This is a genomic window from Pseudonocardia sp. (genome assembly GCF_029263155.1).
GTDB lineage: Bacteria > Actinomycetota > Actinomycetes > Mycobacteriales > Pseudonocardiaceae > Pseudonocardia.
In genome coordinates this window covers 1-24,193 of sequence record NZ_JAJCYB010000095.1, presented here as the reverse complement: position 1 = coordinate 24,193, position 24,193 = coordinate 1, and the positions used below count along the sequence as shown (strand labels likewise).

Genomic DNA, 24,193 nt, shown 5'->3' with positions numbered 1-24,193 from the left:
CATCCACATCGACGTCGCAGTCACCTGGCAGCGCGCCAGCGCCGGAGACTGGACCACCTACGCCGCCGACGTCAGCCGCCGGGGGACCACGTCATGAGACAGGGCATTCAGACAGTTCCAATATCCGACGTCGCCAGAGCGCGCCGAGGTGACCGCGCGGGCGGTCGCGGACGGGTGGCGCGCAGCAGCCATCGGCGCGCAGTCCTTGACCCCAGCGGTCGCGGGCCGTCGACCGTTGCTGATCGGCCCGACGACGGTCGCTGCCATGATCCGCTTCGCCGGGCTGCCGAAGGTGAACTCGGCGTTCGTGCCCGCCCGTGCCGGTGGTGCGGTACCGGCAGTACTGCGGATCGAGGTCGGACCGATCACGTGGGAGGTGTGCGACGCGACCGCCTACACCTCGATGCTGCGCGCGTGGCGCCAGGCCGCCCGGTTGTTGGGCGAGAACCCCACCGAGGACGAGTAGCGCGCGGGGGTTGTGGACAACTCGGGGCGGTCGCCGACGCGGCCGCCCCGAACCCGTGATCCTGCGCGGATGGACATCACCTGGACTGTAGGTGTGCTCAGCGCCGGAGCGGAGAACCTGCAGCCCCTGGCCGGTGGCACTTCGGCGACGCGAGCGGGAGCGGTCGAAGCGGCATCCGACGCCCTCGTCGTGGCGGCGATGGATCACGGCCGCCAAGAGTACCGGGTTCGTGTGGCCGACACCTTGATCGTGATAATCCCGGGTCTGACCGAACAGGGTGAGGTGGACCTGGTCGATCTCCCAGCGACCTTGCCGAGGTTCGAGCGCGCTCGTCGGTAGTGGTCCTGCTGCGCGGGCTACGCCTGGGGGTTGCATCTCGACCCGCACCGCGTCGGCGAGGTGGCGGACGGCTCGACGGATTGAAGCGCCCCGGGGCATCCCGCAGCCTCCACTGAACCGGGGACGCTTCACATCGCCGACCCGGCCGGCGGCCTTGGCGTGGATCTCCCCGCCGCTACCCGGAGCACGCCAGGACATGGGCGCTGCGCGCGAACACGGCATCATCGACGCCCTCAACGCCGCTGGCGTCCTCGCGGTGGCCGACGCCGCTTACCAGGGCGGCGGCCAAGCGGTGCGAGTCCCGTAGCGGCGGTGCCGGCTGGATCCCGACCGCGGCCGCTACCGCACGCTCTCCCGTAGCCAGAAAGACGTCAACACCGCGCACGCCCGCCAGCGGGGCCCGGGTGAGCGGGCTAACGCCGAGCTGAAGAACTGGCGGGTCCTGCGCAAGATCCGGTCCTGCCCACGACGAGCCCATAACCTCATCGCCGCAGTTCAGGAACTCACGATCGCCAGCATCTGATCAGGTTGGCAAAGGCTCGTTGTCTGCGACAACTTTTTCCCGCCGTCAGCGTGTCCGCCGTCGGCGTCGATGGCGCCGGCCCATATTGTCTATGGGGGATGGCTCGAACGAAGCCGCAATCTTCTCAGTTTCGATAGATATCCACGAGGCGTTCGGCCATACTTCCGCACGAAAACTTCTCAGCAAGAATCCTCGCACGTGCTGCCATTTCGACACGATAGGGACTGCAGGATAAGAGCCTGTGGATTTGAAGCTTCATCGCTAAAATGGAACCAAATAGGATTGCTGCCTCACCGTAAAGCTCCCGATGGCACTCAATACTTCTCAGAACAAGCGGGATTCCCGCAGTCGCCGCTTCGAGGACCGCAACCGACGCGTTTTCCTGCCTACTGGGATGGAGATAGACGTCAGCCGTGAGGTAGTACTGCATGACCTGATCGCGTTCCACCTGCCCGACGTGGACTACGTTCTCCGGGCTGTTCCGAACAAGCCGCCGCGTCGTCCAATACTGGGCAGTTAATGGCCCAAATGGATATCCGCCAACCCAGATGAAGAGCGCGTCCGGAAAAGCAGCGGCGCACCGATAAAAGTCGGTGAGTGCTTTTCGTGGCTGTAGCTGTCCAACTGCAAGGACAAGATGCCTGCCAATATCGATACCGAGTTTCCGGCGTGACTCGACCTTCTGGTACGCGGTTCTTACAGACACACTCGGCACCTGAGTTGGCGGAGCGCAATTCGAAACTACCTCTATTCGCGAAGTGACACCCAGATCCGCGAGGGAGCGCCTCTGCGCGCTGCTCAGTGCGATTACGACATCGGCCCGGTTGTAGATCCATCTGAGGTATCGTCGAACCAGAAGACCTACAAAGCGAACGCCGCGGATACTCCCAAGCAGCGAGTCAATCGTAACATGGGCAGTTACAACTACTCGCCCCTTTTGGCGCAGGATGAGCGCGGCGGAAAATGGGCCGACCGTGTGAGCGTGAAGGACATCTGCGGCTCGAAAAGAGTTCCGCATTAACGCTATATCCTGCCGTTGTTCGAGAGCATGCCAGCAGTCCCAAAATGCAGAATGGACGCCATGGCCGCCGACAGTGAACAGCGATTCCGATATCAGGTTGACGCTAATGTTCTTGTCGACCTCATGAGCGTCCTCCGAATCCTTCTGTGATTGCGGAACCGTATGCACCGATGACCTTCCCAACCTGAACGGACACCTTGAGCTGGGCCGCGACCTGGCGGCCTGCATTTGTCAACTTGCGCAAGGAATCGCGATCTTCACACATCTCAGCCATTGTGACAATGGCCTCCGCTAGCGCAGGCGGAGTTGGTTCGCAAACAATCGACGTATCGACGCCTGCAAAACTGTCAAGCGCTCCATCAACCTTGATGATCGGCAGGCCATGGTAGGCGGCCTCCTGTAGAACGAGGCCTTGTGTATCGGTCATTGACGGGAAGACGAAGCAGTCTGCTGAACGGTAGTATCGCTCAAGCAAGCTGCGATGAACCTCACCAACTACTATTATGTCTCTCTTGCAGTGAGCGGCTCTAAGGCGCGGCTTCAGTGCTCGAGCCATAGTGGTGTCGCCGACGAGAATCAGGGTGGCCCTTGGAACGGCTTTGCGGGCGATTTCAAAAGCATCGAGTAGTAGTCCAATCCCCTTCTCTGGACAAACTCTTCCGACGTATAAAAAAGTTGGCGCATCCGGAGATCGCCTTTCAGCTTGCAGATCCGGCATGCAGCCTGCTAGGTCGGCAACATGAACTCCAGTTGGGATGACTCGAATTTTCACAGTTGGATGGAGGCGTCGTAGCTTACCTGCAATCTTTTCAGACGGGGCAATCACAACATGAGCTCGACTAACCAGTGCCCGAATCCCGCCGCACCCTTCCCGCAGTGGCCGAGACTTGTTGCAAGAACTCCAATTTGAGGAGAGCGGGAGCGAATTCTTCCAACATACTACTCGAACGAACGCGTCCCAAAGTCTGAAGGCGAAGCGGAGATATCGGTAGTGAGGAAGATACTCGTCTAGGTCTGTGTGCCATGTGATCACTAGGGGCACCCTGTTCACTCCGGAAAGGTATGCGCCTAGTAGGCAAACTGGCCCAGCGCCGTGCAGGTGAACGACGTCGACAGAGGTTGCGCGTAAGCGTTTCATGCATGATCCGAAGCCAAAGCCAGTTGCTATAGCGGGGTGAATTCCTGGAACTCGAATACTGGGTAGCCGGATACTCGTCACGCCATGAGCGGGATGCTGGAGATTCGCCTTTGGCGCAACCAGCAGGACTTCGTGACCAGTTCGTACAAGCTCGGCAACAAGATCTAGTACTGCAACAGTAACCCCGTTCCAGCCAGGACCGAGGCTGTCAGAAAACACGGCCACCCGAAGCGACCGCTCTAAGCCATCGTTGTGCACTTTCAAGGAGAATCGTCTCCGCCGCTTGTCGATGTCCACGACTGTTCAGCAAGGGCGCGAGCACGGTTTTCGGCATTAACGTTCTCACGCATTGCAACTAGCAAGGCATAAAGGGCGATCCCAATTACGCCGATGTACGCGGCAAGCCAAATAACTCGAGACGTATCCCGTGTGAGTTCGACGAGAGCTACACCGCCACTCACCAGCGTGCCAATCCAAATTAGAATCACGAGTCCGAATGTCCATGGAATGCTCCGCCGTCGTGAGTGTCCGACGGCAACACGGCTCTGTCCAACCAGCACAACCGCCCCAAGCTCTCTATTAACTCGCTCCTCGATGGCCTGTCGATAGCCACTGTGCATCCCCGCATCTGTATAAATTTGTATCATGTACAGGTATACAACAACAATGACGATAGGAAGTGCCGCTAGAATCTGTTTCTGATTCTGGTAAAGGCCGAGTGTAAGTCCTACTCCAGCCAGTGCTCCAGCAACTGCTACAAATCGCTCGGCCGCCGCATGCCGCTCCGCGATGGCGCTACCGAGTCGGTCTGCTTCAGAGATCAACGCGTCCAGCATAATGTTGCGATTGCCGTTGTCCGCATTCATGTCCATACCGTGATGTTAGCCCCATCTCTACATGAGCGGCTCGGCGTGTCGGTGTCCGGACAGAAGCCTCGCTACCCATGGCAAGCTGTGCTTGCTGAGGGCGGAGTCGGACCTGACGGAGAGGCGCTTTCGAGGCGCAGGCTACAACGATCCGACCGAGGATCACCGCAACCGCCGACGGGAGGGGGCGGTGTCGGATGTCGGGTCTCGGCTGCTCATCAACGTCGCGAACCGGACCACGATGACTGGTCAGCTCGCCGAGGCGCTGGCCGGGCTGCATGGGGTCGAGGGCGCGGCATGATCCGGGACGGGTGTGGGTCGGACATGGCGGTCGCGAGGACGCTCTCGGACGTCGCGGTGCCTGTGGGCCAGGCCGAACCAGATCTCCTCCGGGAAGCTGGTGATTGCGAGCACGTCCGCGCAGGCACCGTCGAGATGGGCGGCGACCGCGGGGAGCTTCTCGCCCACTGCGTCGAGGATCCGATCGAACTGCGCCGCCACCGACTTGATGAGATCGGCCACCACGAGATCACGTGAAGCGAACGACCGGAGGAACGCGGCCTCGGCCGCGGTGCCGAACCGGTAGCGGCCGATCATGTGGCAGACCTCGGCCACGATCGTCGCCGGCACGAGCAACGGCCCCGGCAGCGTCTCCAGCAGGCGTGAGCACTCGTCGTGCCAGACGTCGGTGTCGTCGAAACCGGCGATCAGCGGACTGGAGTCGACGAGGATCTCACTCGGTGCGCCGGCCCATCCCCTAGCGGACGTCGTCCTTCACCCGCTCGCCCAAGATGTGCTCGCCGGTGCTGACGCTGCCGATCTAGCCTAGCTTCCGGCGGCGTGGCGCGGTATTGCCCTCACCGTCGATCACTTCGCAGCGGACGCGGTCACCCGCGTGCAGAGGCACCCCAAGGCGCTCGACGACCTCGGCCAACTCCGGCGCCACGACGAACTCGTGCGCGCCGTCTGAAGCGGACACGTTCATGGTCGCCACCTCCTTCGTCGAGCCATCATCGCACCACCGGCGTCGCCGACGGGATCGTCGGCGGGGTGGACACTCGCCACCGTCGTCCGGCACGCTCCATGTCACTCGCTGTGACCGCGAGGAGCGGGCGCCGCGTGCCACGGGATGTGCCGCGAACTCGTGATTCTGCGGTCGCCCCGACGGGGTTCACGAGGGGAGGTCTCACAGTGTCGGCGCTGGTAGATGCCCTGGTTGGCGTCGAGCGGGCGTCTTGTAAGCGGTAGGTCGTCGGTTCGATCCCGACCCCCGGCTCTACGACAACCCCGTCCTCGTGAAGGCCGGGTACACCCGGGGGCCTCGGCGTGAGCCACGTCCGGGCGCAACAACCCGCGCCTCTCCGTCGGACACGACCTCAACCCGGACGATCGTCGCCGGCACGAGGGGCGGCCGGCCTCGGGCCGGCTCCTCGTCGCTCACCGTGACTCCTGGAGTCCTGCACGTGCCGCGGACCGGTGGCTCCGCAGACTTCCCGACAGGGTCCACGAGACCCGCCGGGTCCGTGGATCCTCGTGGCTCGCCCGTCCTGACCCGGGTCAGGACACGCTGCGGAAGAAGGTGTGGATGTCGTCCGCGAGCAGCTCCGGCTCCTCCATCGCGGGGAAGTGGCCGCCCTCGGTGAACTCGCTCCAGTGGCCGATCGCCTTCCACGGGTCCAGCACGCGGCGCATGAGCGGATGCGTGTCGAACACCGCCCATCCCGACGGCACGTCGGCGGCCATGACCCAGTCGAGCCCCGAGTGCTCGCCCTCGTAGTAGAACTGCGCGCTCGACGCGCCGGCGCGGGTGAACCAGTACAGGCTGACGTTCGTGAGGAGCTGGTCGCGGTCGACCGTCTCGTCCGGCATCCGGTGGGCGCCGCCGGTCCGGGTACCGAACTTCTCGGCGATCCACGCGAGCTGACCGACCGGCGAGTCGGTCAGCGCCGCGGCGATCGTGTCGGGACGGTGGTTCTGCATCTCGAGGTACCCGCGGTCGGCCGCGACCTCGGTGCGGACCGCCTCGATCTGGGCGGTCTCGTCGTCGGACAGGCCGTCGGGGTAGGGCAGCTTGTCGCCGACGAACCCGAGCAGCCGGCCGTCGCCACCGACGTGCGTGCCGACGACGCGCTCCGGGTGGCGCGCCGCGAGCCGGCCGGTGAGGCCCGAGCCGATGTCGGTGCCGTGGGCCGCGAACCTCGCGTACCCGAGACGCGTCATGATCTCCGCGTAGGCCTCCGCCGTCCGGGCCAGCTCCCAGCCGGTCCCGGCCAGCGGGGTGGAGAACCCGAAGCCGGGCGGCGACGGGATGACCACGTGGAACTCGTCGGTCAGGAGCGGGACGAGTCGCTGGTACTCGACGAACGAACCCGGCCAGCCGTGGCTCAGGAGCAGCGGGACGCCCGACGGGTTCGCCGATCGCGCGTGGACGACGTGGAACGTCTGGCCGTCGACGACCGTCGTGAACTGCTCGTGCTCGTTGAGCTTCACCTCCTGTGCGCGCCAGTCGAACCCGTCGCGCCAGTACTCGGCGAGCTCCTGCAGGTACACCCCCGGGATGCCCCGGCTGAAGTCGGTGCGATCGTCCCGGCCCGGAACGGGGATCGGCCACCGCGAGTGCGCCAACCGGTTGCGCAGGTCGTCGATGTCGGCCTGCGGGATGTCGACGCGGAACGGTGTGAGTGCGGTGTTCTCGTTCATGACATCGACGCTCTCAGGCAATGAGGCAGATCAGCTTCCGCAATTGCTGGAATGCTCGAGAACATGTTGGAGACCTCGGCCCGCCTGCTCGAACTGCTGTCGTTGCTCCAGGTCAAGCGCGACTGGACGAGCTCCGAGCTCGCCGGCCGGCTCGGTGTGAGCACGCGGACCGTGCGCGCCGACGTCGGCAGGCTGCGGTCGCTCGGCTATCCCGTGGACGCGCGCCCCGGTGTCGCGGGCGGCTACCGGCTGGCCGCCGGGACGGCGATGCCCCCGCTGCTGCTCGACGACGACGAGGCCGTCGCCGTCGCCGTCGGCCTGGGTGCGGTCGCGACCCGGCGGCTCGGCGTCGAGGAGACCTCGCTCACCGCGCTCGCGAAGCTGGAGCAGGTGCTGCCCGCGCGCCTGCGTCGGCGCGTCGAGGCGGTACGCGAGGCGACGAGCGTCGTCGCCGGGGCCGAGCCGCCGCTCGATCTCTCGGTGCTCGGCGCGGTCGCGGCCGCGATCCGCGGCCACGAACGGCTCCGGTTCGGATACGCGAAGCCCGGGGGCAGCCAGGGGGCCCGCCACACCGAACCGCAACGGCTGGTGTGTTGGGGGCCGCTCTGGTACCTGCTCGCATGGGATCTCGACCGTGCCGACTGGCGGGTGTTCCGGGTCGACCGCATGGTCCCGCACCCACCGACGGGCGCGCGGTTCCGGCCGCGCGTGATCCCGGCGGACTCCGTCGTCGAGTTCGTCGTCCGACGCGTCAGCAAGGCGACCTGGAACTACCGCGCCCGGGTACTCGTGCACGCTCCCGCCGCCACGGTCGTCGCGAGGATCCCCGTCCCGGTCGACGTCGAGGTGGTCGACGAGTCCACGTGTCGTCTCGAGCTGGGCTCCGACGACCCGGACCGGCTCGCGCTGTGGATGACCCAGCTCGACGTCGACCTCGAGGTGATCGACGGCGACGAGCTCGCGGCGGCGTTCGACCGCCTCGCGACGAGGCTCCGCCGCGCGGCGGGGGGCGCATCGACGACAAGCTCGTCCGCCGTCTGGCCCTGCAGATGACGAGCCGGCTGGGCGTGAGCGTGACCCCGGTCCTGCCACGGCGGTCGGCTCGCCGGCCGTCATTGCCGTGCCGGGCACCCGGCGTCCACCTCGCCGGGCGGCCGTCGCACCGTGACGGTGGTCCCGCCCGCGAACCGCCCCGCGAGCGCGTGCCCGGCACGCAGCGGCACCGCGGCCGTGAGGCCACCGGTGATGATCAGCTCACCGGCACGCAGGCCGCCCCCGCGGGCGGCGAGCTCACCGGCCAGCCAGGCCACGCCGTGCAGCGGGTGCCCGCCGGCCGCCGCCGACGTCGCGGTGGCCAGCTCCGCGCCGTCCTCGGTGAGCTGCACCGCGATCCGGTCGCAGTGCAGGGGTGCGACGTCGAGCGCGGGCCCGATCACGACGCCGGCCGCCGACGAGCCGTCGGCGGTGTTCTGCGCGGCCGTGAAGCGGTAGTCCACCCAGATCGAGTCGACGACCTCCAGGCACGCCCGCACCTCGGCGACGGCCGCAGCGACGTCACCGAGCCCGAGGCCGGCGCCCGAGAGGTCGCGGGCGAGCACGATCCCGATCTCGGGCTCGACCCGAGGATGGAGGTGGCCCACGGCCTCGGCGCCGTCGCGCAGCGCCATGTCGTCGAGCAGCGGCCCGAAGTTCGGGGCGGACACGCCCATCTGCTCCCGCATCACCGCCGAGGTGTAGCCCAGCTTCCACCCGATCCGGCGGCGCCCCTCCCCGAGCCGCAGCGCGGTCAGCCGGTCCTGGACGGCGTACGCCTCGTCGAGCCCGAGCCCGGTCGCCTCCCGGCCGGCGTCGAGCAGGGTGCGGGCGCTCCTGGCCCGGTGCAGGACCGCGGCCAGCCGGTCGGCGTCGCCACCCCGGCCCGCGGAGGGGTTCTCGTTCACGTCGGTCACCGGCCGATCATCACCCGGCGGCCCGTCCCCGGAGAAGCCCGGCGGTCCGCTGAGCGGTCCCCGGGCGGATCCCGGTTGCGCCGGCCGGAGGTTGCGCTGCGCCGTGGAGCGCCTTGCCCACGGGCGGACCTACGCTGGCCGGGATGACCGCGAACCCGCTGGCCGAACTGTCGCTCGCCGAGCTGCGCGAGCGCACGAGCGCGAAGTGGCGCACCCATCCCGCCGACGTCCTGCCGCTGTGGGTCGCCGAGATGGACGTGCGCCTCGCGCCCGCGGTGCGGGCCGCGCTCCACGACGCGGTCGAGCGCGGCGACACCGGCTATCCCGCCGGGGAGGCCTACGCCGAGGCGCTGCGGGACTTCGCCCGCGACCGGTGGGACTGGACCGGGGTCGACGTCGGCAGGACCGCCCTGGTGGCCGACGTGATGATCGGCATCGTCGAGGCCATCCGGTTGATCACCGAGCCCGGCGACGCCGTGGTCGTCACCCCGCCGGTCTACGCGCCCTTCTACGCGTTCGTCACCCACGCCGACCGACGGGTCGTCGAGGCACCCCTCGGGGCGGACGGGCGCCTGGACACGCTCACCCTGGAGCGGGCCTTCGCCGAAGCCCGCACGCTCGGCGTGCACCCGGTACTGCTGCTGAGCAACCCCCACAACCCGACCGGCGCCGTGCACACCCGGGCCGAGCTGGAACGGCTCGCGGCACTGGCCCGCCGGCACGGGGTCCGCATCGTCTCCGACGAGATCCACGCCCCCCTCGTGCTCGACGGGGCGCGGTTCACCCCGTTCCTCAGCGTCCGGGGGGCCGAGGACGCGTTCGTCCTGTTCTCCGCGTCCAAGGCGTGGAACCTCGCCGGGCTGAAGGCGGCCCTGCTGGTGGCCGGCCCGGAGGCCGTCGACGACCTCGCCCGGCTGCCCGAGGAGGTCGGACACGGTCCGAGCCATCTCGGGGTGCTCGCGCACACCGCCGCGCTGCGCGACGGCGTGGACTGGCTCGACGCGCTGCTGCTCGGCCTGGCCGACAACCGCAGGCTCCTGACCGAACTCGTCGCCGAGCACCTGCCGGCGACCGATCTGCACCGGCCCGAGGGGACCTACCTCGGCTGGCTGGACTGCCGCCACCTCGGCGTCGAGGAGCCCTCCGCGGGCGACGGGCCCGCCGTGGTCACCGACCTGGCCGGACCGGCCCGTTTCTTCCTCGACCACGCCCGCGTCGCCCTCAGCTCCGGCCACGTGTTCGGGACGGGCGGGCGCGGCCACGTCCGCATCAACTTCGCCACCTCGCCCGAGATCCTCACCGAGGCCGTGACCCGGATGGGTCGAGCCGCCGGGGACGGGACCTGACCCCAGCCCCCGGTCGTGATCCGCGCACGTTCCCGCCATCAGCGCATGTCCCGATGTGCGCGGACGGCGAGGAGGTACGCGGGACCCACGACGACGGCTCGGACCGCGCTCGGTGCGTGAGACTGCTGACATCTCCTTCCGAACGGGGGACCCGCGGATCGACACGCACGACGGTGCCGGTTTGGATGGGTGCGTGAACCAGACGATCGACGACGTGGTCGATGTGGAGCGGTACCTCGGCGACCGGTGGGACGACACGGTCGCGTGGGCGCGCCGGGAGCTGGCGGTCACGGGCTGCTGCGTGCTGTCCGGCTTCGTCCCTCCCGGACTGCACGAGACGCTTCGGCGCGAAGGCGCGCGGATCGCGCCCCAGGCCTACTTCGGCGTCGAGACGGTGAACGTCTACAACACCGACCCGGACCCGACCCTCCCCGCGGGGCACCCGGCCGCCGTCACGATGGAGCGGGGCAACGCGTTCGTGGCCCGCGACGCCATCCCGCCCGGCGCGATCATCGAACAGCTCTACACGAGCGCGGCGTTCCGGCGGTTCGTCGCCGACTGCTTCGACCGGCCCGCGGTGCACGAGCTGGCCGACCCGCTGGCGGGCCTGGTGCTCAACGTCGTCGATCCGGGCCGCTCGCACCCGTGGCACTTCGACACCAACGAGCTCACGGTGAGCCTGCTGACGCAGGCGGCCGACGACGGGGGGGTGTTCGAGTACTGCCCGAACATCCGCTCGGCCGGCGTCGAGAACATCGACGGCGTGCGCGCGGTGCTCGACGGTCACGCCACACCGCAGCGCCTCACCCTGAACCCGGGTGACCTGCAGCTGTTCAAGGGCCGGTACTCGCTGCACCGGGTGACCCCGGTCCGCGGCCGGACACCCCGACACTCGGCGATCTTCGCCTACAGTGAGCAGCCGGGCGTGCTCGGTACGGTCTCCCGGACGCGCCAGCTCTTCGGGCGCGTCGCCCCCGCGCACCTCGCCGCCGACCGGCTCGTGCGTGTCGACCAGCTGATGGACTGACTGGAGTGATGGTGCGCACGAGCCCGGAACTGTCCGACCGTACGTTCGGCAACGAGGACGGGCTCCCCCGCGTCCCGCTGCCGACGCCGCAGGAGAGCTGCGAGCGCTTCCTGGCGTGGTGTGCCCCCCTGCTCGACGGCGACCAGCTCGCCGCCACGGAGACCGCCGTCGCCGAGTTCCTGGCCGCGGGCAGCCCGGCGCACGAGCTGCACGCCGCCCTGCAGGACTTCGACGCCCGCGACGGGGTGGCGAGCTGGCTCGACACGTTCTGGCCCTACCGCTACCTCGGTCGCCGCGACCGGATCGCGCTCAACGCCAACTTCTTCTTCCTGTTCGAGGACTCACCGCTGGGCCAGGTCGAGCGGGCGGCGGCACTGGTGGCCGCCGCCGTCGACTACAAGCTCCTCATCGACGACGAGCGCCTGCCCCCGGCGACGCTGCGCGGGCAGCCCCTGTCGATGCAGCAGAACCGGTTCCTGTTCTCCTCCACCCGCATCCCCGGGGTCGAGCTGGACACCGTGCGCACCCCGTACACCGACGCCTGGCCGGGGCCCTCGCGCGAACGGCACATCGTGGTGTTCGTCCGGGGCACGATGCTCCGCGTCGAGGTGATCGCACCGGACGGCCGCCCGCACACCGTCGACGAGCTCGCGTCCGGTCTGCGGGCGGCGCTGGCCGCGGCACCGGAGTCCGGACCGGGCGTCGGACACCTCACCACGAAGGCGCGCGCGGAGTGGGCGGCCAGCCGTGCCGCGCTGATCGAGGCCGGCAACGCCGACGCCCTGGACACGATCGAGCGGGCGCTGTTCTGCCTGAGCCTGGAGGGGTCCACGCCCGCCGACGCGCTGGCCGCGTCCGACCAGCTCCTGCACGGCGACAGCGCCAACCGCTGGTTCGACAAGGGCGCCACCCTGATCGTCTTCGCGGACGGCACGGCGGGCTTCAACGGCGAGCACTGCGAGCTCGACGGCACGACCGTCGTGAGCTTCCTGGACGCGATCCTGGAGGCACCGCAGGCGGTGCCGGGCGGTACCGCCACCCCGTCCGTCGTGCCGATCGACTTCACCCTCGACGACGCGCTGCGCGCCGACATCGCCGCGGCCGGGGCCGACTTCGCCGCCTACGCCGCGGCCACCGCCACCACCACGCTGTCGCTGGACTTCAGTGCCGAGCGGGCCAAGGCCCTGAAGTGCTCGCCCGACGCGTTCGCCCAGATGGCGTTCCAGCTCGCGCACCAGCGGGCGAAGGGACACATCGGCGCCACGTACGAATCGATCGCCACCCGCTCGTTCAAGCACGGGCGCACCGAGGCGATGCGCGTGGTCACCCCGGAGGTGGTGGCGTTCGTCACGGCGATGGACGATCCGGCGGCCACCGCCGGGACCAGGCGAGCGGCGTTCCGGGCCGCCGCCGACGCGCACGTCGCGCGGGCGAAGGAGTGCCAGGCAGGCCGTGCCCCCGAGCAGCACCTGTGGGAGCTGCAGCTCATCGCGAAGCGCCGCGGCGACACCGCCCCGATCGCGCTCTACGACTCGCCGGGCTGGCGGGTGATGCGCGACGACTACCTGAGCACCAGCGCCGTGCCGTCCCCGCACATCTCGTTCTTCGGTTTCGGATCGACGAGCGAGAAGTGCATCGGCATCGGCTACGCGATGATGCCGGGCCGGTTCGACCTCTACCTGAGCACGCCCCGGGCCGTCAGCGAGCAGATGGAGACCTTCGCCGCGCGGCTCCCGGACGCTGTTCGCGAGCTCGAGGAGCTGCTCGGCGATGACCGATGACATCACGCTGACCGGGGAGAGCAAGGCCGACTTCAGCGACATCTACACCGCACCGGACCCGCGGCGCTACTTCGGGACCCTGCGGCCGCTGGACTACCAGATCCCGCAACGGGCGATGCCCGTCGTGGAGGCCGTGCTCGCCGCCTCGGAACGGGGCGGGCGCCCACGGACGGTCCTCGACGTCTGCTGCTCCTACGCCATCAACGCCACCCTGATGCGGTTCGCCGTCGACCTCGACGAGGTGGGCGCCCGCTGCACCGACCCGGCCCGTGCCGCGTGGCCACCCGAGCAGGTGATCGCGGACGACGCCGCCTTCTACGCGGGCCGGCTGCGGCGCGACCTCACCGTGCTGGGTCTCGACGCCTCGCGCCCGGCCATCGACTACGGCCTGGCCACGGGCTTGCTCGCCGGTGGATGGGCGGAGAACCTGGAGGACGACGACCCGTCCGCGGCGCTGGCCGACGGCCTGCGCGACGTCGGCCTGGTCGTCTGCACCGGGGGCGTCGGGTACGTGGGTGCTCCCACGTTCGGCCGGATCGTCGACGCCGTGGCCGACCCGGCCGACCTCTGGTTGGCCGTGTTCGTGCTGCGCGTCTTCGACTACGACGACATCGCCGCCACGCTGGACGGCTACGGCCTGGTCACCGAGCAGGTGCCGGGGGTGACGTTCCCGCAACGCCGCTTCGCCGACGCGGGCGAGGCCGCGGCGGCCGTCGCCGACGTGCGGGCCCGCGGGCTCGACCCGACCGGCAGGGAGTCCGCCGGCTGGTTCCACGCCGATTGCTTCGTCACCCGCCCCGCCGGGGTGGCCGCGGCCACCCCGCTGGCCGAGCTGCTCGGCGGGCGGGGCATCGGCTAGCAGGTGCGCCCCGCACGGACCGCCCGACCGAACGTAGAGGTGCGCCGCGGGCGTTGTGAAGGTTGACTGGGGGTGTCGTCGCAGCACCGTGCCAATGGAGGCCCAGTTGACCCAGACGGTCGAAAACACCCGTTCCGAAGCCGCGATCGCCGTCGACGAGTGGCTCTCGGCGTTCCAGCAGGCGCTCACCGCCCGCGACGTGGACGCCGCGGCCGCGTTGTTCGGCACCGAGAGCTACTGGCGCGACCTTGTCTCGTTCACCTGGAACATCACGACGGTCGAGGGCCCCGACGGCGTGGCCGACCTGCTGCGCGCCACCCTCGACGCCACCGACCCGACCGGGTTCCGCATCACCGAGGAACCCACCGCGGACGGCGCCTGGCTGGAGTTCGAGACCGCGGTCGGCCGGGGCAGCGCGCACCTGCGCCTGGGCCCGGACGGCAAGGCGTTCACGTTCCTGACCACGCTCGACGAGCTGAAGGGCCACGAGGAGCCGCAGAGCGAGCGCAGGCCGATGGGCGCCGAGCACGGCGCCAACCCCGAGCGCGTCACCTGGCTGGAGAGCCGCGAGCAGGAGGCGGCGGAGCTGGGCTACACCACCCAGCCCGACGTCGTGATCATCGGTGGCGGGCAGGGCGGCATCGCGCTCGGCGCACGGCTGCGCCAGCTCGGCGTCCCGACGATCATCGTGGAGCGCAACGAGAAGCCCGGTGACTCCTGGCGCAAGCGCTACAAGTCCCTCGCCCTGCACGACCCGGTCTGGTACGACCACCTGCCCTACATCGACTTCCCGAAGAACTGGCCGGTGTTCTCGCCGAAGGACAAGATCGGCGACTGGCTGGAGATGTACGCCAAGGTCATGGAGCTCAACTACTGGGGCTCCACCACGGCCCGCAGTGCCCGTCGGGTCGGCGACGCCTGGGAGGTCGTGGTCGACCGGGCGGGCGAGGAGGTGACGTTGCGGCCGCAGCACGTCGTCATCGCACTCGGCGTGTCGGGCAAGCCCAACGTGCCGGAGGTCCCCGGCCAGGACGTGTTCGCCGGCGACCAGCACCACTCCTCGGCCCACCCGGGCCCGGACGCCTACCGCGGCAGGAAGGCCGTGGTCGTCGGCTCCAACAACTCCGCGCACGACATCTGCGCGGCGCTGTGGGAGGCCGGCGCGGACGTGACGATGGTGCAGCGCAGCTCCACGCACATCGTGCGCTCGGACTCGCTGATGGACATCGGGCTCGGCGATCTGTACTCCGAGCGGGCGGTGGCCGCGGGCGTCACCACGCACAAGGCCGACACGATCTTCGCCTCCCTGCCCTACCGGATCATGCACCAGTTCCAGAAGCCGGTGTACGACGCGATCCGCGAGCAGGACGCCGACTACTACGCGGCGCTGGAGAAGGCCGGGTTCCGGCTGGACTTCGGCGACGACGACTCGGGGCTGTTCATGAAGTACCTGCGCCGCGGCTCGGGCTACTACATCGACGTCGGCGCGTCCGAGCTCGTCGCGGACGGCAGCATCAAGCTGGCGCACGGCCAGGTCACGAAGCTCACCGAGTCGTCGGTGGTGCTCGAGGACGGCACCGAGCTGGAGGCCGACCTGGTGGTGTGGGCCACCGGCTACGGCTCGATGAACGGGCTGGCCGCCGACATCATCGGGCAGGAGATGGCCGACAGGGTCGGCAAGGTGTGGGGTCTGGGCTCGGGCACCACCAAGGACCCCGGTCCGTGGGAGGGCGAGCAGCGCAACATGTGGAAGCCGACGCAGCAGGAGAACCTGTGGTTCCACGGCGGCAACCTGCACCAGAGCCGCTACTACTCGCTCTACCTCGCACTGCAGCTCAAGGCGCGGGTCGAGGGCATCCCGACGCCGGTGTACCGGCTGCAGGAGTCGCACCACACCTCGTAGCGTCCCGACCCCCGGCAACGAACGGTACGTCCGTCCACTCCCGGTGGACGGACGTACCGTTCGTTGCGACCCCCTCAGGCCGCAACCCCGGACAGCTCCAGCGCCCGCCGCAGGTCGCCCAGCGCCCGCGCCCGGGTCGGGCCGATGGTGCCGATCGGCACGCCCAGGCGGCGGGCGATCTCGGCGTAGGGCCTGCGGTCGTCGGCGAACAGGGCTGCCAGCAGCTCCCGGCGACGGGGTGTCAGTTCGGCGACGGCTCCGCGCAGCACCCGGTGCACGTCGCCGTCGACGGCCCGCTGCTCCGGTCCGGGCGCCGGGTCCGGCGTGAGCGCCACGGTGTCCTCGGCGAGCACCGCACGGCCGCGCCCCCGCGCCACCCGTTGCGACTCGCGGCTCACGACCGTGGCCAGCCAACCCCCGAGGTGAACGGGGGTGTGGATGCGGTGGATGTTCTCCGCGAGCCGCAGCCAGGTGGTCTGGACGACGTCGAACGCGTCCGCCTCCTGCAGCCGCCAGCCCCCGATCCGGGCCCGCAGCAGCGGCGTGTACCGGCGGACCAGCGCGTTCCACGCCGCCTGGTCGCCCGCCTGCGCCCGCCGGAGCAGCTCGACGGGATCGACGTCCCGTTCCGGGCTGCTCATGACGGCGTCCGTGGCGCGGCGGCCGACAGGACCTCGGCGAGCGCGTCGAGCAGCTCGGCGCCACTGCGGAAGGTGCGCGCGTGCCCGGTCGCCACCGCCTCGACGATCCCGCGCAGATCGACGTCGCCGGGGTCGACGGATCGCTCGGGCGAGTAGAGCCGCAGCACGAACGTCGTCATCGCGGCATCGTCGACCCCGCCGGTTCGGGTCCGATGAAAGTGAGGTCAGGCTCGCCTTGTCTCGGCGTCGGACAGCGGGAGCGGCGCGACGCCCAGCTCCGCCATGCGGCGGACGTAGGTGGAGTAGAGCTGGCGGGCGTGGCCCCGGCGCCCGAGCCGCAGCAACGTGCCCAGCGCAGCCTGCCAGGCGTCCTCGTCGTAGGGGTCGCGCTCGAGCAGCCGCCAGAGATGGCGGACCGCGGTCTCCTCGTCCCCGCGCTGCGCGGCCTGGCGGGCCAGGAGCCGCGACACGGTCTGCACGGTCGCGCGGGCCGCCTCCCGACAGTCGACCGCCCAGTCGCAGAACCGGTCCTCCTCCAGGAAGTCCCCCGCGTAGAGCCGCACCGCGCGCCGCAGCACCTGCTCGGCGGCGCCCGCCTGGCCGTCCGCGGCCAGTGCGACTCCCTCCTCCGCCAGCCGGCGGAACTCCACGACGTCGACCCGCACCCGCTCGGTGCGCAGGGCGATGGACCGGTCGTCGGCAGCCAGATAGTGATCGGCCGGATGGACCCGGTCCGGGTCGAGCACCCTGCGCAGGGTGCTGAGCGCCACGGACAGACGGTTGGGCAGTCGCGGCGACGCCTCGCCGGGCCACAGGGCGTCCGCGGCCGCGTCCCGGGTGATCGGCCGCCCGTGGTGCGCGATGAGGATCTTGAGCAGGTCACGGGCCTTGCGGGACTGCCAGGCCGACGTCGTGAGCGGGACACCGCCGCGCAGCAGCCGGAAGCGACCGAGCGTGGTGACCTCGACCGGCTCCCGGGCGGGTGCGGCGAGCCGGGCCGCCAGCAGCGACGGGGTCCCGACCTCCGGGCTCGCGCCGTGCCCGGCGAGCTCGCGCCGCGCGGCGTCCGCCTCCACCCGATCACCCCGGCACAGGGCCGCGGTCAGCCGGGTGCGGGCCGCCGCGATGGGGTTGCCGACGTCGTCCCAGACGGCGATCGAGGCCTGCAGCAGCCGCAGGTCCGCCGGCTCGACGGCGACGGCGGCGAGCTCGAGGGCCTCGGCCAGGGCCGCGCGGTCGCCGGTGACCCGGGCCTCGGCCTCCGCACGGCGGGCCAGTCCGGCCGCCGCGGGACGGTCGCCCGCCCGGAACTCGACGTACGCGGCCGCGCACAGCGCGCTCGGGAGCTCGAGGCTGCTGGCCGCCGCGACCGCCCCGGCCGCGACGGCGCGCGCGGCGTGCGGGTCCTCACCCGCGACGACCGGCGCGAGGCCGGTGGCCGCGGTGACCGCGGCGTGCACGTCCTGGGTCTGCTCGGCCAGCCGGACGGCCTGCTCGAACGAGGCCCGGGCCCGCACGAGGTCCCCGCGCTCGTGATGGACGGTGCCCAGCAGCGCCCGGGGGATCCCCACCCGCAGCGAGCCGAGGCGCCCGTACGCCTCGACGGCCTGGTCCAGCACGGCGCCTGCCGTGTCCAGGCGGCCGGTGTGGATCAGGGCGTCGGCCTTGTTGGACAGCGCGAGCGCCGAGAAGAACAGGTGGCCGGCACCGTCGCTCAGGGCCAGGTCGGCATGCCGTACCGCGCCCGGGTAGTCCCCCTCCTCGAGCGCGCGCGAGGAGAGGTTGGCGTGGATGCGGGCGATCTGCGACGTGTCGCCCGCCGCGGCGGCCGCGGCGAGGGCGAGCCGGTACTCGGCCGCGTTGCGGTCCCGGTCGCCCCGGCTGGCCGCCACCAGCGCCTGGGCCACGTGCGCGGCCGCCCGGGCCGCCGGATCCCCGCTGAGCCCGGCCGCCGTGCTCGCTCGCGCGGCCGCCGCCTGTGCGCCGTCGACGTCGCCGCGGCTCCACAGTGTCGTGGCGAGCCAGGCCGCCACCAGCGCCCCGTCCGCTCCTGCCGCCGCCGGGCGGTCTCCCGAGGCGAGCACCCGCAGCGCGCCCTCGGCGTCCCCCCGCAGGTAGAGCAGGGCCCCGTAGCGCCACGCGGCCTCGGGGGCGAGCTCCCCGCCCGGGCCGCGGCGCAGCCGGCCGAACGCCTCCAGCGCGCCGTCCCAGTCACCCGCGGCCTGCAGAGCAGCACCGAGCAGGCTCAGCATCCGGTCGTCGACGTCGGTCTCGGCTCCGGAGAGCACCTCGGCCACCCGGCCGCCGTAGCCGCGCCCGACCAGGACGTAGCCGCAGCGCGCCAGCATCGCCCGGGTCTCGGCAGGCGGCCCCGCGGCGCGGCACTCCAGCGCCTCCTCCCACCGCTGCGCCCGCTCCAGCCAGTGCGCGGCCGCACCGCGCAACACCGCCGCCTCGGCCTCGTCGAGCAGCGAGGCCGCCACCTCGACCAGCACGGGCGACACCACCCGCGCCTCCGGGGTCGGGGTGCCCGCCCCGCCGACCGAGGCCAGCAGGCCCCGGTCGTGCAGCTCCTCCAGGTCCCACTCGGTCACCGGGACGCCCACCCCGGCGAGCAGCTCGGCATCGACCACGCGCGACACCGAGGCGACCGCCAGTACCCGGCGCGTGGCGGCGGGCTCGGCGGCGAGGAGATCGGTCGCGAACTCCCGCCACCCGGTACCGGCGTGGCGCCGCCACTGGTCGAGGGCCGCAGGGCGGCGGTCGGGGTCCAGCCGCTCCAGCCGGTCGATGGTCAGCTGCAGCGCCGCCGCCCACCCCGCGGTGACCCTCCAGCACCGCTGCGCGAGGCCGCGGGCCTGCGCACCCAGCCGATCGACCAGCAGCGCCGCCGTCTCCTCCACCGTGAACGCCAGGTCGGCCGCCGAGACCTCGGCCACCTCGCCCCGGACCCGCAGCCGGCCGATGGCCAACCCGGGCAGGCGTCGCCCGCTCAGCACGAGGTGCAACGCGGGCGGAGCCTGCAGGCACAGGGCACGCAGCAGCTCGGTGGCCGAGTCGTCGTCGCCGAGGCGTTCCAGGTCGTCGACGACGAGGGTGCGCTCCATCCCCGATCGCTCCACGGACTCGCACAGCAGGCCGGCCCGGGACTCGGCCAGGCCGCGCCGGTCCTCGGCGCCCACCGCGCCACCCCGACGCGGCGGCCCCGAGGCGGTCGACGCGCCGAGCGCCGCCGCCATCCGATCCGCGAGCACCTCGACCGCCCGGTCGGCGTGGGTGACGGCGAGCCATTCCCCCTGGCGCCGGTCGGCCAGCTCGCGCAGCACGGTGGTCTTCCCGAAGCCACCACCCGCGACGACGAGCGTGACCCGCCGCTGCACCGCGGCGTCCAGCAGCCGCCCCAGGCGCAGCCGGGGAACCACCCCGACCGGACGGCCGACCTCGTGCTGCGTCATCGTGCCTCGGCCTCCGCACTCGGAGCGCCGATCATCCCAGCGGCCCGCGCCGACGGGAAGCCCCAACGACCCGGGCCCTCCGCACCGACGGACGAGTGGGACTCCCGCACGAACCTATGGGACGACGGTCCCGCTCGTCGTCATCGCTCCGGGATCTCGCGGTGGATCTCGTCGAGCCAGATGCGCGCGGACATGTCCGACGGCGCGCGCCAGTCGCCACGCGGGGACAGCGAGCCGCCGGCGGACACCTTCGGACCGTTGGGCAGCGCCGAGCGTTTGAACTGGCTGAAGCCGAAGAAGCGCTGTGCGAAGACCTCCAGCCACCGGCGGATCTCGGGCAGGTCGTAGGCCACCCGCTTGTCCTCGGCCAGCCCGGGAGGCCAGTCACCCAGCTCCACGTCGTGCCAGGCGTGCCAGGCCAGGAAGGCGATCTTCGACGGGCGCAGGCCCGAGCGCAGCACGTGGAACAGCGAGAAGTCCTGCAGCGCGTAGGGACCCACCGTGGCCTCGCTGCTCTGCACGTCCTCGCCGGGCACCAGCTCGGGGGTGATCTCGGTGTCCAGGACGTCGAGCAGGATCGCCGAGACGTCGTCGTCGAAGAGGTCGGTGGCCGCCACCCAGCGGATCAGGTGCTGGATCTGCGTCTTCGGCACGCCCCCGTTGACGTTGTAGTGCGACATCTGGTCGCCCACGCCGTAGGTGGACCAGCCCAGCGCCAGCTCCGACAGGTCGCCCGTGCCGAGCACGATCCCGCCCCGCTGGTTGGCCGCGCGGAACAGGTAGTCCGTCCGCAGGCCGGCCTGGACGTTCTCGAACGTCACGTCGTAGACGGGCTCGCCGTCGCTGAACGGGTGGCCGAGGTTGTCCAGCATCAGCGACGCCGTCGGGCGGATGTCGATCTCGGAGAAGGTGACGCCGAGGGCCTCGGAGAGCCGGACGGCGTTGCCCTTCGTGCGGTCGCCGGTGGCGAAGCCGGGCAGCGTGAACGCGAGGATGTCGCTGCGCGGGCGCCCCTCGCGGTCCATCGCCCGGGCGGCGACGATCAGCGCGTGGGTGGAGTCGAGCCCGCCGGACACCCCGATGACGACCTTCGGGTGCCCGATCGCGCGCAGCCGCTGCTCCAGCCCGGAGACCTGGATGTTGTAGGCCTCGTAGCAGTCCTGCTCCAGCCGGGCCGGGTCGCTCGGGACGAAGGGGAAGCGGTCGACCTCCCGGCGCAGCCCGATGTCGGCCGTCGGTGGGTCGAGCCGGAACCGGACCTCCCGGAACTCGGCGCCGTGGTGGCGGCGGTTGTCGTCGAAGGTGCCCATCCGCAGCCGCTCCGCGCGCAGCAGGTCGAGATCGACGTCGGCGACGCTGTGGCGCGCACCCTTCGGGAAGCGCTCGGTCTCGGCGAGCAGCGCGCCGTTCTCGTAGATCATCGTCTGGCCGTCCCAGGCCAGGTCGGTGGTGGACTCGCCCTCGCCGGCCGCCGCGTAGACGTAGGCGGCCAGGCAGCGCGACGACGCCGAGCGCGCGAGCAGCTTGCGGTCGTCGGCGCGGCCCACGGTGATCGGGCTGCCGGACAGGTTGGCCAGCACCGTCGCCCCCGCCAGCGCGGCCTCGGCGCTCGGCGGCACCGGCACCCACATGTCCTCGCAGACCTCGACGTGCAGCACGAATCCGGGCACGTCCTGCGCCGCGAAGAGCAGGTCCGGGCCGACCGGCACCTCGGCGTCGCCGATGCGGACGGTGCCGCGTATGTCGTCGCCCGGGGCCATCTGGCGTTTCTCGTAGAATTCCCGATACGTCGGTAGGTAGGACTTCGGGGCCACACCGAGCACCTGCCCGCGGTGGATCACCACGGCGCAGTTGAGGATGCGGTGCCGGTGACGCAGCGGGGCGCCCACGACGAGCACCGGCAGCAGGTCCACCGACCCGGCGACGACGTCGAGCAGCGCGCGTGCCACGTCGTCGAGCAGGACGTCTTGCATGACGACGTCCTCCAGCGAGTACCCCGACAGCGTGAGCTCGGGGAACACCGCCATCCCGACGCCGTCGGCGTGGCAGGCCCGGGCGGACTCCAGCACGGCGCGGGCGTTGGCGGCAGGGTCGGCGAGGGTGGTGCGCAGGGTGCAGGCGGCGACGCGCAGGAAACCGTGACGGTAGGCGGAGCGGAAGTCCACGGTCCGCAGTCTGCCGCACCGCCTCCGATCACACGGGCGCGATCACGTGGGCGAGGCCACTACCGTGTTACCGGCGAGTAGGCCATGATCTGGACATGAGTGAGTTCGCGGGACGGGTCGCGGTGGTGACGGGGGCGGCGTCGGGGATCGGCCGTGCGCTGGCCGTCGACCTGGCGAAGCGGGGGGCCCGGCTCGCGCTCTCCGACGTCGACAAGGACGGGCTGGCCGAGACGGCCGCGCTGGTGGGCTCCACCGAGGTGCGCTCCGACGCGCTCGACGTCACCGACCGGGAGGCCGTGCTGGCCTACGCCGACGAGGTGGCCGGGCAGTTCGGCACGGTCAACCAGGTCTACAACAACGCCGGCATCGCCTTCGCCGGCAACATCCTCACCTCGACGTTCGAGGAGATCGAGCGGGTCGTCGACATCGACTTCTGGGGTGTCGTCAACGGCACCAAGGCGTTCCTGCCGCACCTGATCACCTCCGGCGACGGGCACGTCGTCAACATCTCCAGCCTGTTCGGGCTGCTGTCGGTGCCCAGCCAGAGCGCCTACAACGCGGCGAAGTTCGCGGTGCGGGGATTCACCGAGTCGCTGCGCCAGGAGATGCTGATCGCGAGGTACCCGGTGCAGGTGACCTGCGTGCACCCGGGCGGCATCAAGACCGGCATCGCCCGCAACGCCGCCCGCGGCGAGGGGTTCGAGGACGGCTCGGCGATGGAGCGCTTCGAGCGCACCATGCTGCGGATGAGCCCGGAGAAGGCCGCCGGGATCATCCTGTCCGGGGTGCACCGCAACCGGGCCCGCGTGCTGGTGGGCAACGACGCCAAGGTGCTCGACCTCGTGGTGCGGGTCCTCGGTTCGGCCTACCAGCGTCCGTTCTCGATGATCGCGGGCCGGCAGCTGAGCTAGGACCACCCGACGAGCGCGAGGTGGCCGACGTCGAGCTGCGCACAGCGCGCCGATCGCGCCGCCACGATGCTCTCGCGCTACCGGGCCGAGAGTCGAGGCCTACCTGTGACCGACCTCGCCCCGATCGTTCCGACGCCCGCCCGGCGCCGACCAGGAGCTCGTCGACACACCCGCAGAGCAGCAGGAACGTCGCGGTATCCGATCTCGGAAATCATTAAACGTCAGTGTGATACCGCTCACCGACGATGGGTGAATCCCCACCCGTACCGATCCCCGGGGCGTGCCTTTCGGGACATTTGCCGGTAACTTCGAGAGTCATGTCTGCCCCTGGCTCGGTGACCCCCGAGGTCGACGCACAGGCACTGACGACGTCGACGCCACTGGTGGCCGACGCCGTCAGCATGTGGGAGATCGCAGCTGCCTCCCGCGTGCTCGACGTGAAGCCGCGCTACGCCTACGCGCTCATGTGCCGGGACTTCTCCGCCACCTCGATCGTCGCCCGACTCGGTGACCGGGTCGTCGGGTACGTCACCGGCTACCTGCGCCCGGACGCGCCGGACACGCTCTTCGTCTGGCAGGTCGCGGTGCACGCGGACGCGCGGGGCAGGCGGGCCGCGGCGACGATGCTCGACGAGCTCGTCTCGCGGGTGCGCGCGACGTTCCTGGAGACCACGATCACCGCGGACAACGATGCGTCGATCGCGTTGTTCTCCGGGTTGGCACAACGCCGCGGGGCGGGCATGGAGCGGACCGAGTTGTTCGACGGCGCCGTACTCGGCGCTGATCACGACCCCGAGTTCCTCTACCGGATCGGGCCGATGACGCACGCATCCGATGACGCACGCACACGATGAGACGATCAACGCAGGGATGATGACGAGATGACGGTGTTCGAGGACCTGGAGTCCGAGGTCCGTAGTTACTGCCGGAACTGGCCCGTGGTGTTCGACACCGCGCGTGGCTCGCGGCTCACCGATGTGGATGGTCGGTCGTATCTGGACTTCTTCGCCGGGGCGGGGGCGTTGAACTACGGGCACAACCCGCCGGTGCTCAAGGGGCCGTTGTTGGAGTATCTGGGCCGGGACGGGATCACCCATGGTCTG

At 70.5% G+C, this 24,193-nt stretch carries 20 protein-coding genes and 4 pseudogenes; 11 read left to right on the top strand and 13 right to left on the bottom strand.

What is annotated here, in order from left to right:
* Window positions 1-265: 265 nt before the first annotated feature.
* Both Q1K26_RS19370 and Q1K26_RS19365 read left to right on the top strand, forming a co-directional pair.
* Entirely contained in the window at window positions 266-466 is a 201-nt protein-coding gene (locus Q1K26_RS19370; RefSeq protein WP_300014810.1) for a hypothetical protein, read from the top strand.
* A 69-nt stretch (window positions 467-535) separates the two neighbouring features.
* Window positions 536-805 (top strand): hypothetical protein, encoded by a 270-nt coding sequence (locus Q1K26_RS19365; RefSeq protein WP_300014807.1) that lies wholly within the window; start codon window positions 536-538, stop codon window positions 803-805.
* Window positions 806-1,452: 647 nt separating this feature from the next.
* Here the strand turns inward: Q1K26_RS19365 and Q1K26_RS19360 are convergent.
* The 8 genes and pseudogenes from Q1K26_RS19360 to Q1K26_RS19335 form a co-directional block, all read right to left on the bottom strand.
* Complete coding sequence (locus Q1K26_RS19360; RefSeq protein WP_300014804.1) at window positions 1,453-2,034, bottom strand: glycosyltransferase family 4 protein; 582 nt, start codon at window positions 2,032-2,034, stop codon at window positions 1,453-1,455.
* 36 nt (window positions 2,035-2,070) lie between these two features.
* A pseudogene (locus Q1K26_RS28830) lies at window positions 2,071-2,577 on the bottom strand (glycosyltransferase); the annotation flags it as partial.
* Window positions 2,471-3,706 carry a glycosyltransferase gene (locus Q1K26_RS28825; RefSeq protein ID WP_363320499.1) on the bottom strand — a complete coding sequence of 412 codons (1,236 nt, stop codon included), beginning with the start codon at window positions 3,704-3,706 and terminating at the stop codon, window positions 2,471-2,473. The gene Q1K26_RS28825 and the pseudogene Q1K26_RS28830, both read right to left, overlap by 107 nt.
* A 41-nt stretch (window positions 3,707-3,747) precedes the next feature.
* Complete coding sequence (locus tag Q1K26_RS19350) at window positions 3,748-4,359, bottom strand: hypothetical protein (RefSeq protein ID WP_300014798.1); 612 nt, start codon at window positions 4,357-4,359, stop codon at window positions 3,748-3,750.
* 243 nt (window positions 4,360-4,602) lie between these two features.
* A pseudogene (locus Q1K26_RS19345) lies at window positions 4,603-4,857 on the bottom strand (transposase); the annotation flags it as partial.
* Between the two features lie 18 nt (window positions 4,858-4,875).
* Window positions 4,876-5,061 (bottom strand): annotated as a pseudogene (locus tag Q1K26_RS28820) (hypothetical protein); the annotation flags it as partial.
* Window positions 5,062-5,173: 112 nt separating this feature from the next.
* A complete protein-coding gene (locus Q1K26_RS19340) occupies window positions 5,174-5,338 on the bottom strand; it encodes a hypothetical protein (RefSeq protein ID WP_300014795.1) in 165 nt (54 codons plus the stop codon).
* 572 nt (window positions 5,339-5,910) lie between these two features.
* The gene (locus tag Q1K26_RS19335; protein ID WP_300014792.1) at window positions 5,911-7,053 is read right to left on the bottom strand and encodes an epoxide hydrolase family protein; all 1,143 of its coding nucleotides are present in this window, start codon (window positions 7,051-7,053) and stop codon (window positions 5,911-5,913) included.
* 51 nt (window positions 7,054-7,104) lie between these two features.
* On the opposite strand from Q1K26_RS19335, the gene Q1K26_RS19330 reads away from it, so the two are divergent.
* Window positions 7,105-8,106 carry a WYL domain-containing protein gene (locus Q1K26_RS19330; protein ID WP_300014789.1) on the top strand — a complete coding sequence of 334 codons (1,002 nt, stop codon included), beginning with the start codon at window positions 7,105-7,107 and terminating at the stop codon, window positions 8,104-8,106.
* Between the two features lie 59 nt (window positions 8,107-8,165).
* On the opposite strand, the gene Q1K26_RS19325 is transcribed toward Q1K26_RS19330, so the two are convergent.
* Window positions 8,166-9,002, bottom strand: coding sequence for a fumarylacetoacetate hydrolase family protein (locus Q1K26_RS19325; RefSeq protein ID WP_300014786.1), 837 nt, complete (start codon window positions 9,000-9,002; stop codon window positions 8,166-8,168).
* Between the two features lie 143 nt (window positions 9,003-9,145).
* On the opposite strand from Q1K26_RS19325, the gene Q1K26_RS19320 reads away from it, so the two are divergent.
* The 5 genes from Q1K26_RS19320 (at window position 9,146) to Q1K26_RS19300 (ending at window position 15,918) form a co-directional block, all read left to right on the top strand.
* Complete coding sequence (locus Q1K26_RS19320) at window positions 9,146-10,348, top strand: MalY/PatB family protein (RefSeq protein ID WP_300014784.1); 1,203 nt, start codon at window positions 9,146-9,148, stop codon at window positions 10,346-10,348.
* A 193-nt stretch (window positions 10,349-10,541) separates the two neighbouring features.
* A complete protein-coding gene (locus Q1K26_RS19315; protein ID WP_300014781.1) occupies window positions 10,542-11,375 on the top strand; it encodes an arpA protein in 834 nt (277 codons plus the stop codon).
* A gap of 8 nt (window positions 11,376-11,383) precedes the next feature.
* On the top strand, window positions 11,384-13,156 hold the full coding sequence (locus Q1K26_RS19310) for a choline/carnitine O-acyltransferase (RefSeq protein WP_300014813.1): 1,773 nt from the start codon (window positions 11,384-11,386) through the stop codon (window positions 13,154-13,156).
* Window positions 13,146-14,015, top strand: a complete 870-nt coding sequence (locus Q1K26_RS19305; RefSeq protein WP_300014778.1) for a class I SAM-dependent methyltransferase — start codon at window positions 13,146-13,148, stop codon at window positions 14,013-14,015. Before Q1K26_RS19310 ends, Q1K26_RS19305 begins: the two co-directional genes overlap by 11 nt.
* A 106-nt stretch (window positions 14,016-14,121) precedes the next feature.
* The gene (locus Q1K26_RS19300; protein WP_300014775.1) at window positions 14,122-15,918 is read left to right on the top strand and encodes an NAD(P)/FAD-dependent oxidoreductase; all 1,797 of its coding nucleotides are present in this window, start codon (window positions 14,122-14,124) and stop codon (window positions 15,916-15,918) included.
* A 74-nt stretch (window positions 15,919-15,992) separates the two neighbouring features.
* On the opposite strand, the gene Q1K26_RS19295 is transcribed toward Q1K26_RS19300, so the two are convergent.
* The 4 genes from Q1K26_RS19295 to Q1K26_RS19280 all read right to left on the bottom strand — a co-directional run bounded on the left by Q1K26_RS19295 (window position 15,993) and on the right by Q1K26_RS19280 (window position 22,179).
* Window positions 15,993-16,559 carry a sigma-70 family RNA polymerase sigma factor gene (locus Q1K26_RS19295; RefSeq protein ID WP_300014772.1) on the bottom strand — a complete coding sequence of 189 codons (567 nt, stop codon included), beginning with the start codon at window positions 16,557-16,559 and terminating at the stop codon, window positions 15,993-15,995.
* The gene (locus Q1K26_RS19290) at window positions 16,556-16,738 is read right to left on the bottom strand and encodes a hypothetical protein (protein ID WP_300014769.1); all 183 of its coding nucleotides are present in this window, start codon (window positions 16,736-16,738) and stop codon (window positions 16,556-16,558) included. Before Q1K26_RS19290 ends, Q1K26_RS19295 begins: the two co-directional genes overlap by 4 nt.
* 45 nt (window positions 16,739-16,783) lie before the next feature.
* Complete coding sequence (locus Q1K26_RS19285) at window positions 16,784-20,014, bottom strand: BTAD domain-containing putative transcriptional regulator (RefSeq protein WP_300014765.1); 3,231 nt, start codon at window positions 20,012-20,014, stop codon at window positions 16,784-16,786.
* A gap of 140 nt (window positions 20,015-20,154) precedes the next feature.
* Complete coding sequence (locus tag Q1K26_RS19280; protein ID WP_300014762.1) at window positions 20,155-22,179, bottom strand: NAD(+) synthase; 2,025 nt, start codon at window positions 22,177-22,179, stop codon at window positions 20,155-20,157.
* 95 nt (window positions 22,180-22,274) lie between these two features.
* Between Q1K26_RS19280 and Q1K26_RS19275 the strand changes: the two genes are divergently transcribed.
* The 3 genes and pseudogenes from Q1K26_RS19275 to Q1K26_RS19265 form a co-directional block, all read left to right on the top strand.
* Window positions 22,275-23,090, top strand: coding sequence for an SDR family NAD(P)-dependent oxidoreductase (locus Q1K26_RS19275; protein WP_300014759.1), 816 nt, complete (start codon window positions 22,275-22,277; stop codon window positions 23,088-23,090).
* 317 nt (window positions 23,091-23,407) lie between these two features.
* Entirely contained in the window at window positions 23,408-23,944 is a 537-nt protein-coding gene (gene ectA, locus Q1K26_RS19270; protein WP_300014756.1) for a diaminobutyrate acetyltransferase, read from the top strand.
* A gap of 27 nt (window positions 23,945-23,971) precedes the next feature.
* Window positions 23,972-24,193, top strand: a pseudogene (locus tag Q1K26_RS19265) (diaminobutyrate--2-oxoglutarate transaminase); the annotation flags it as partial.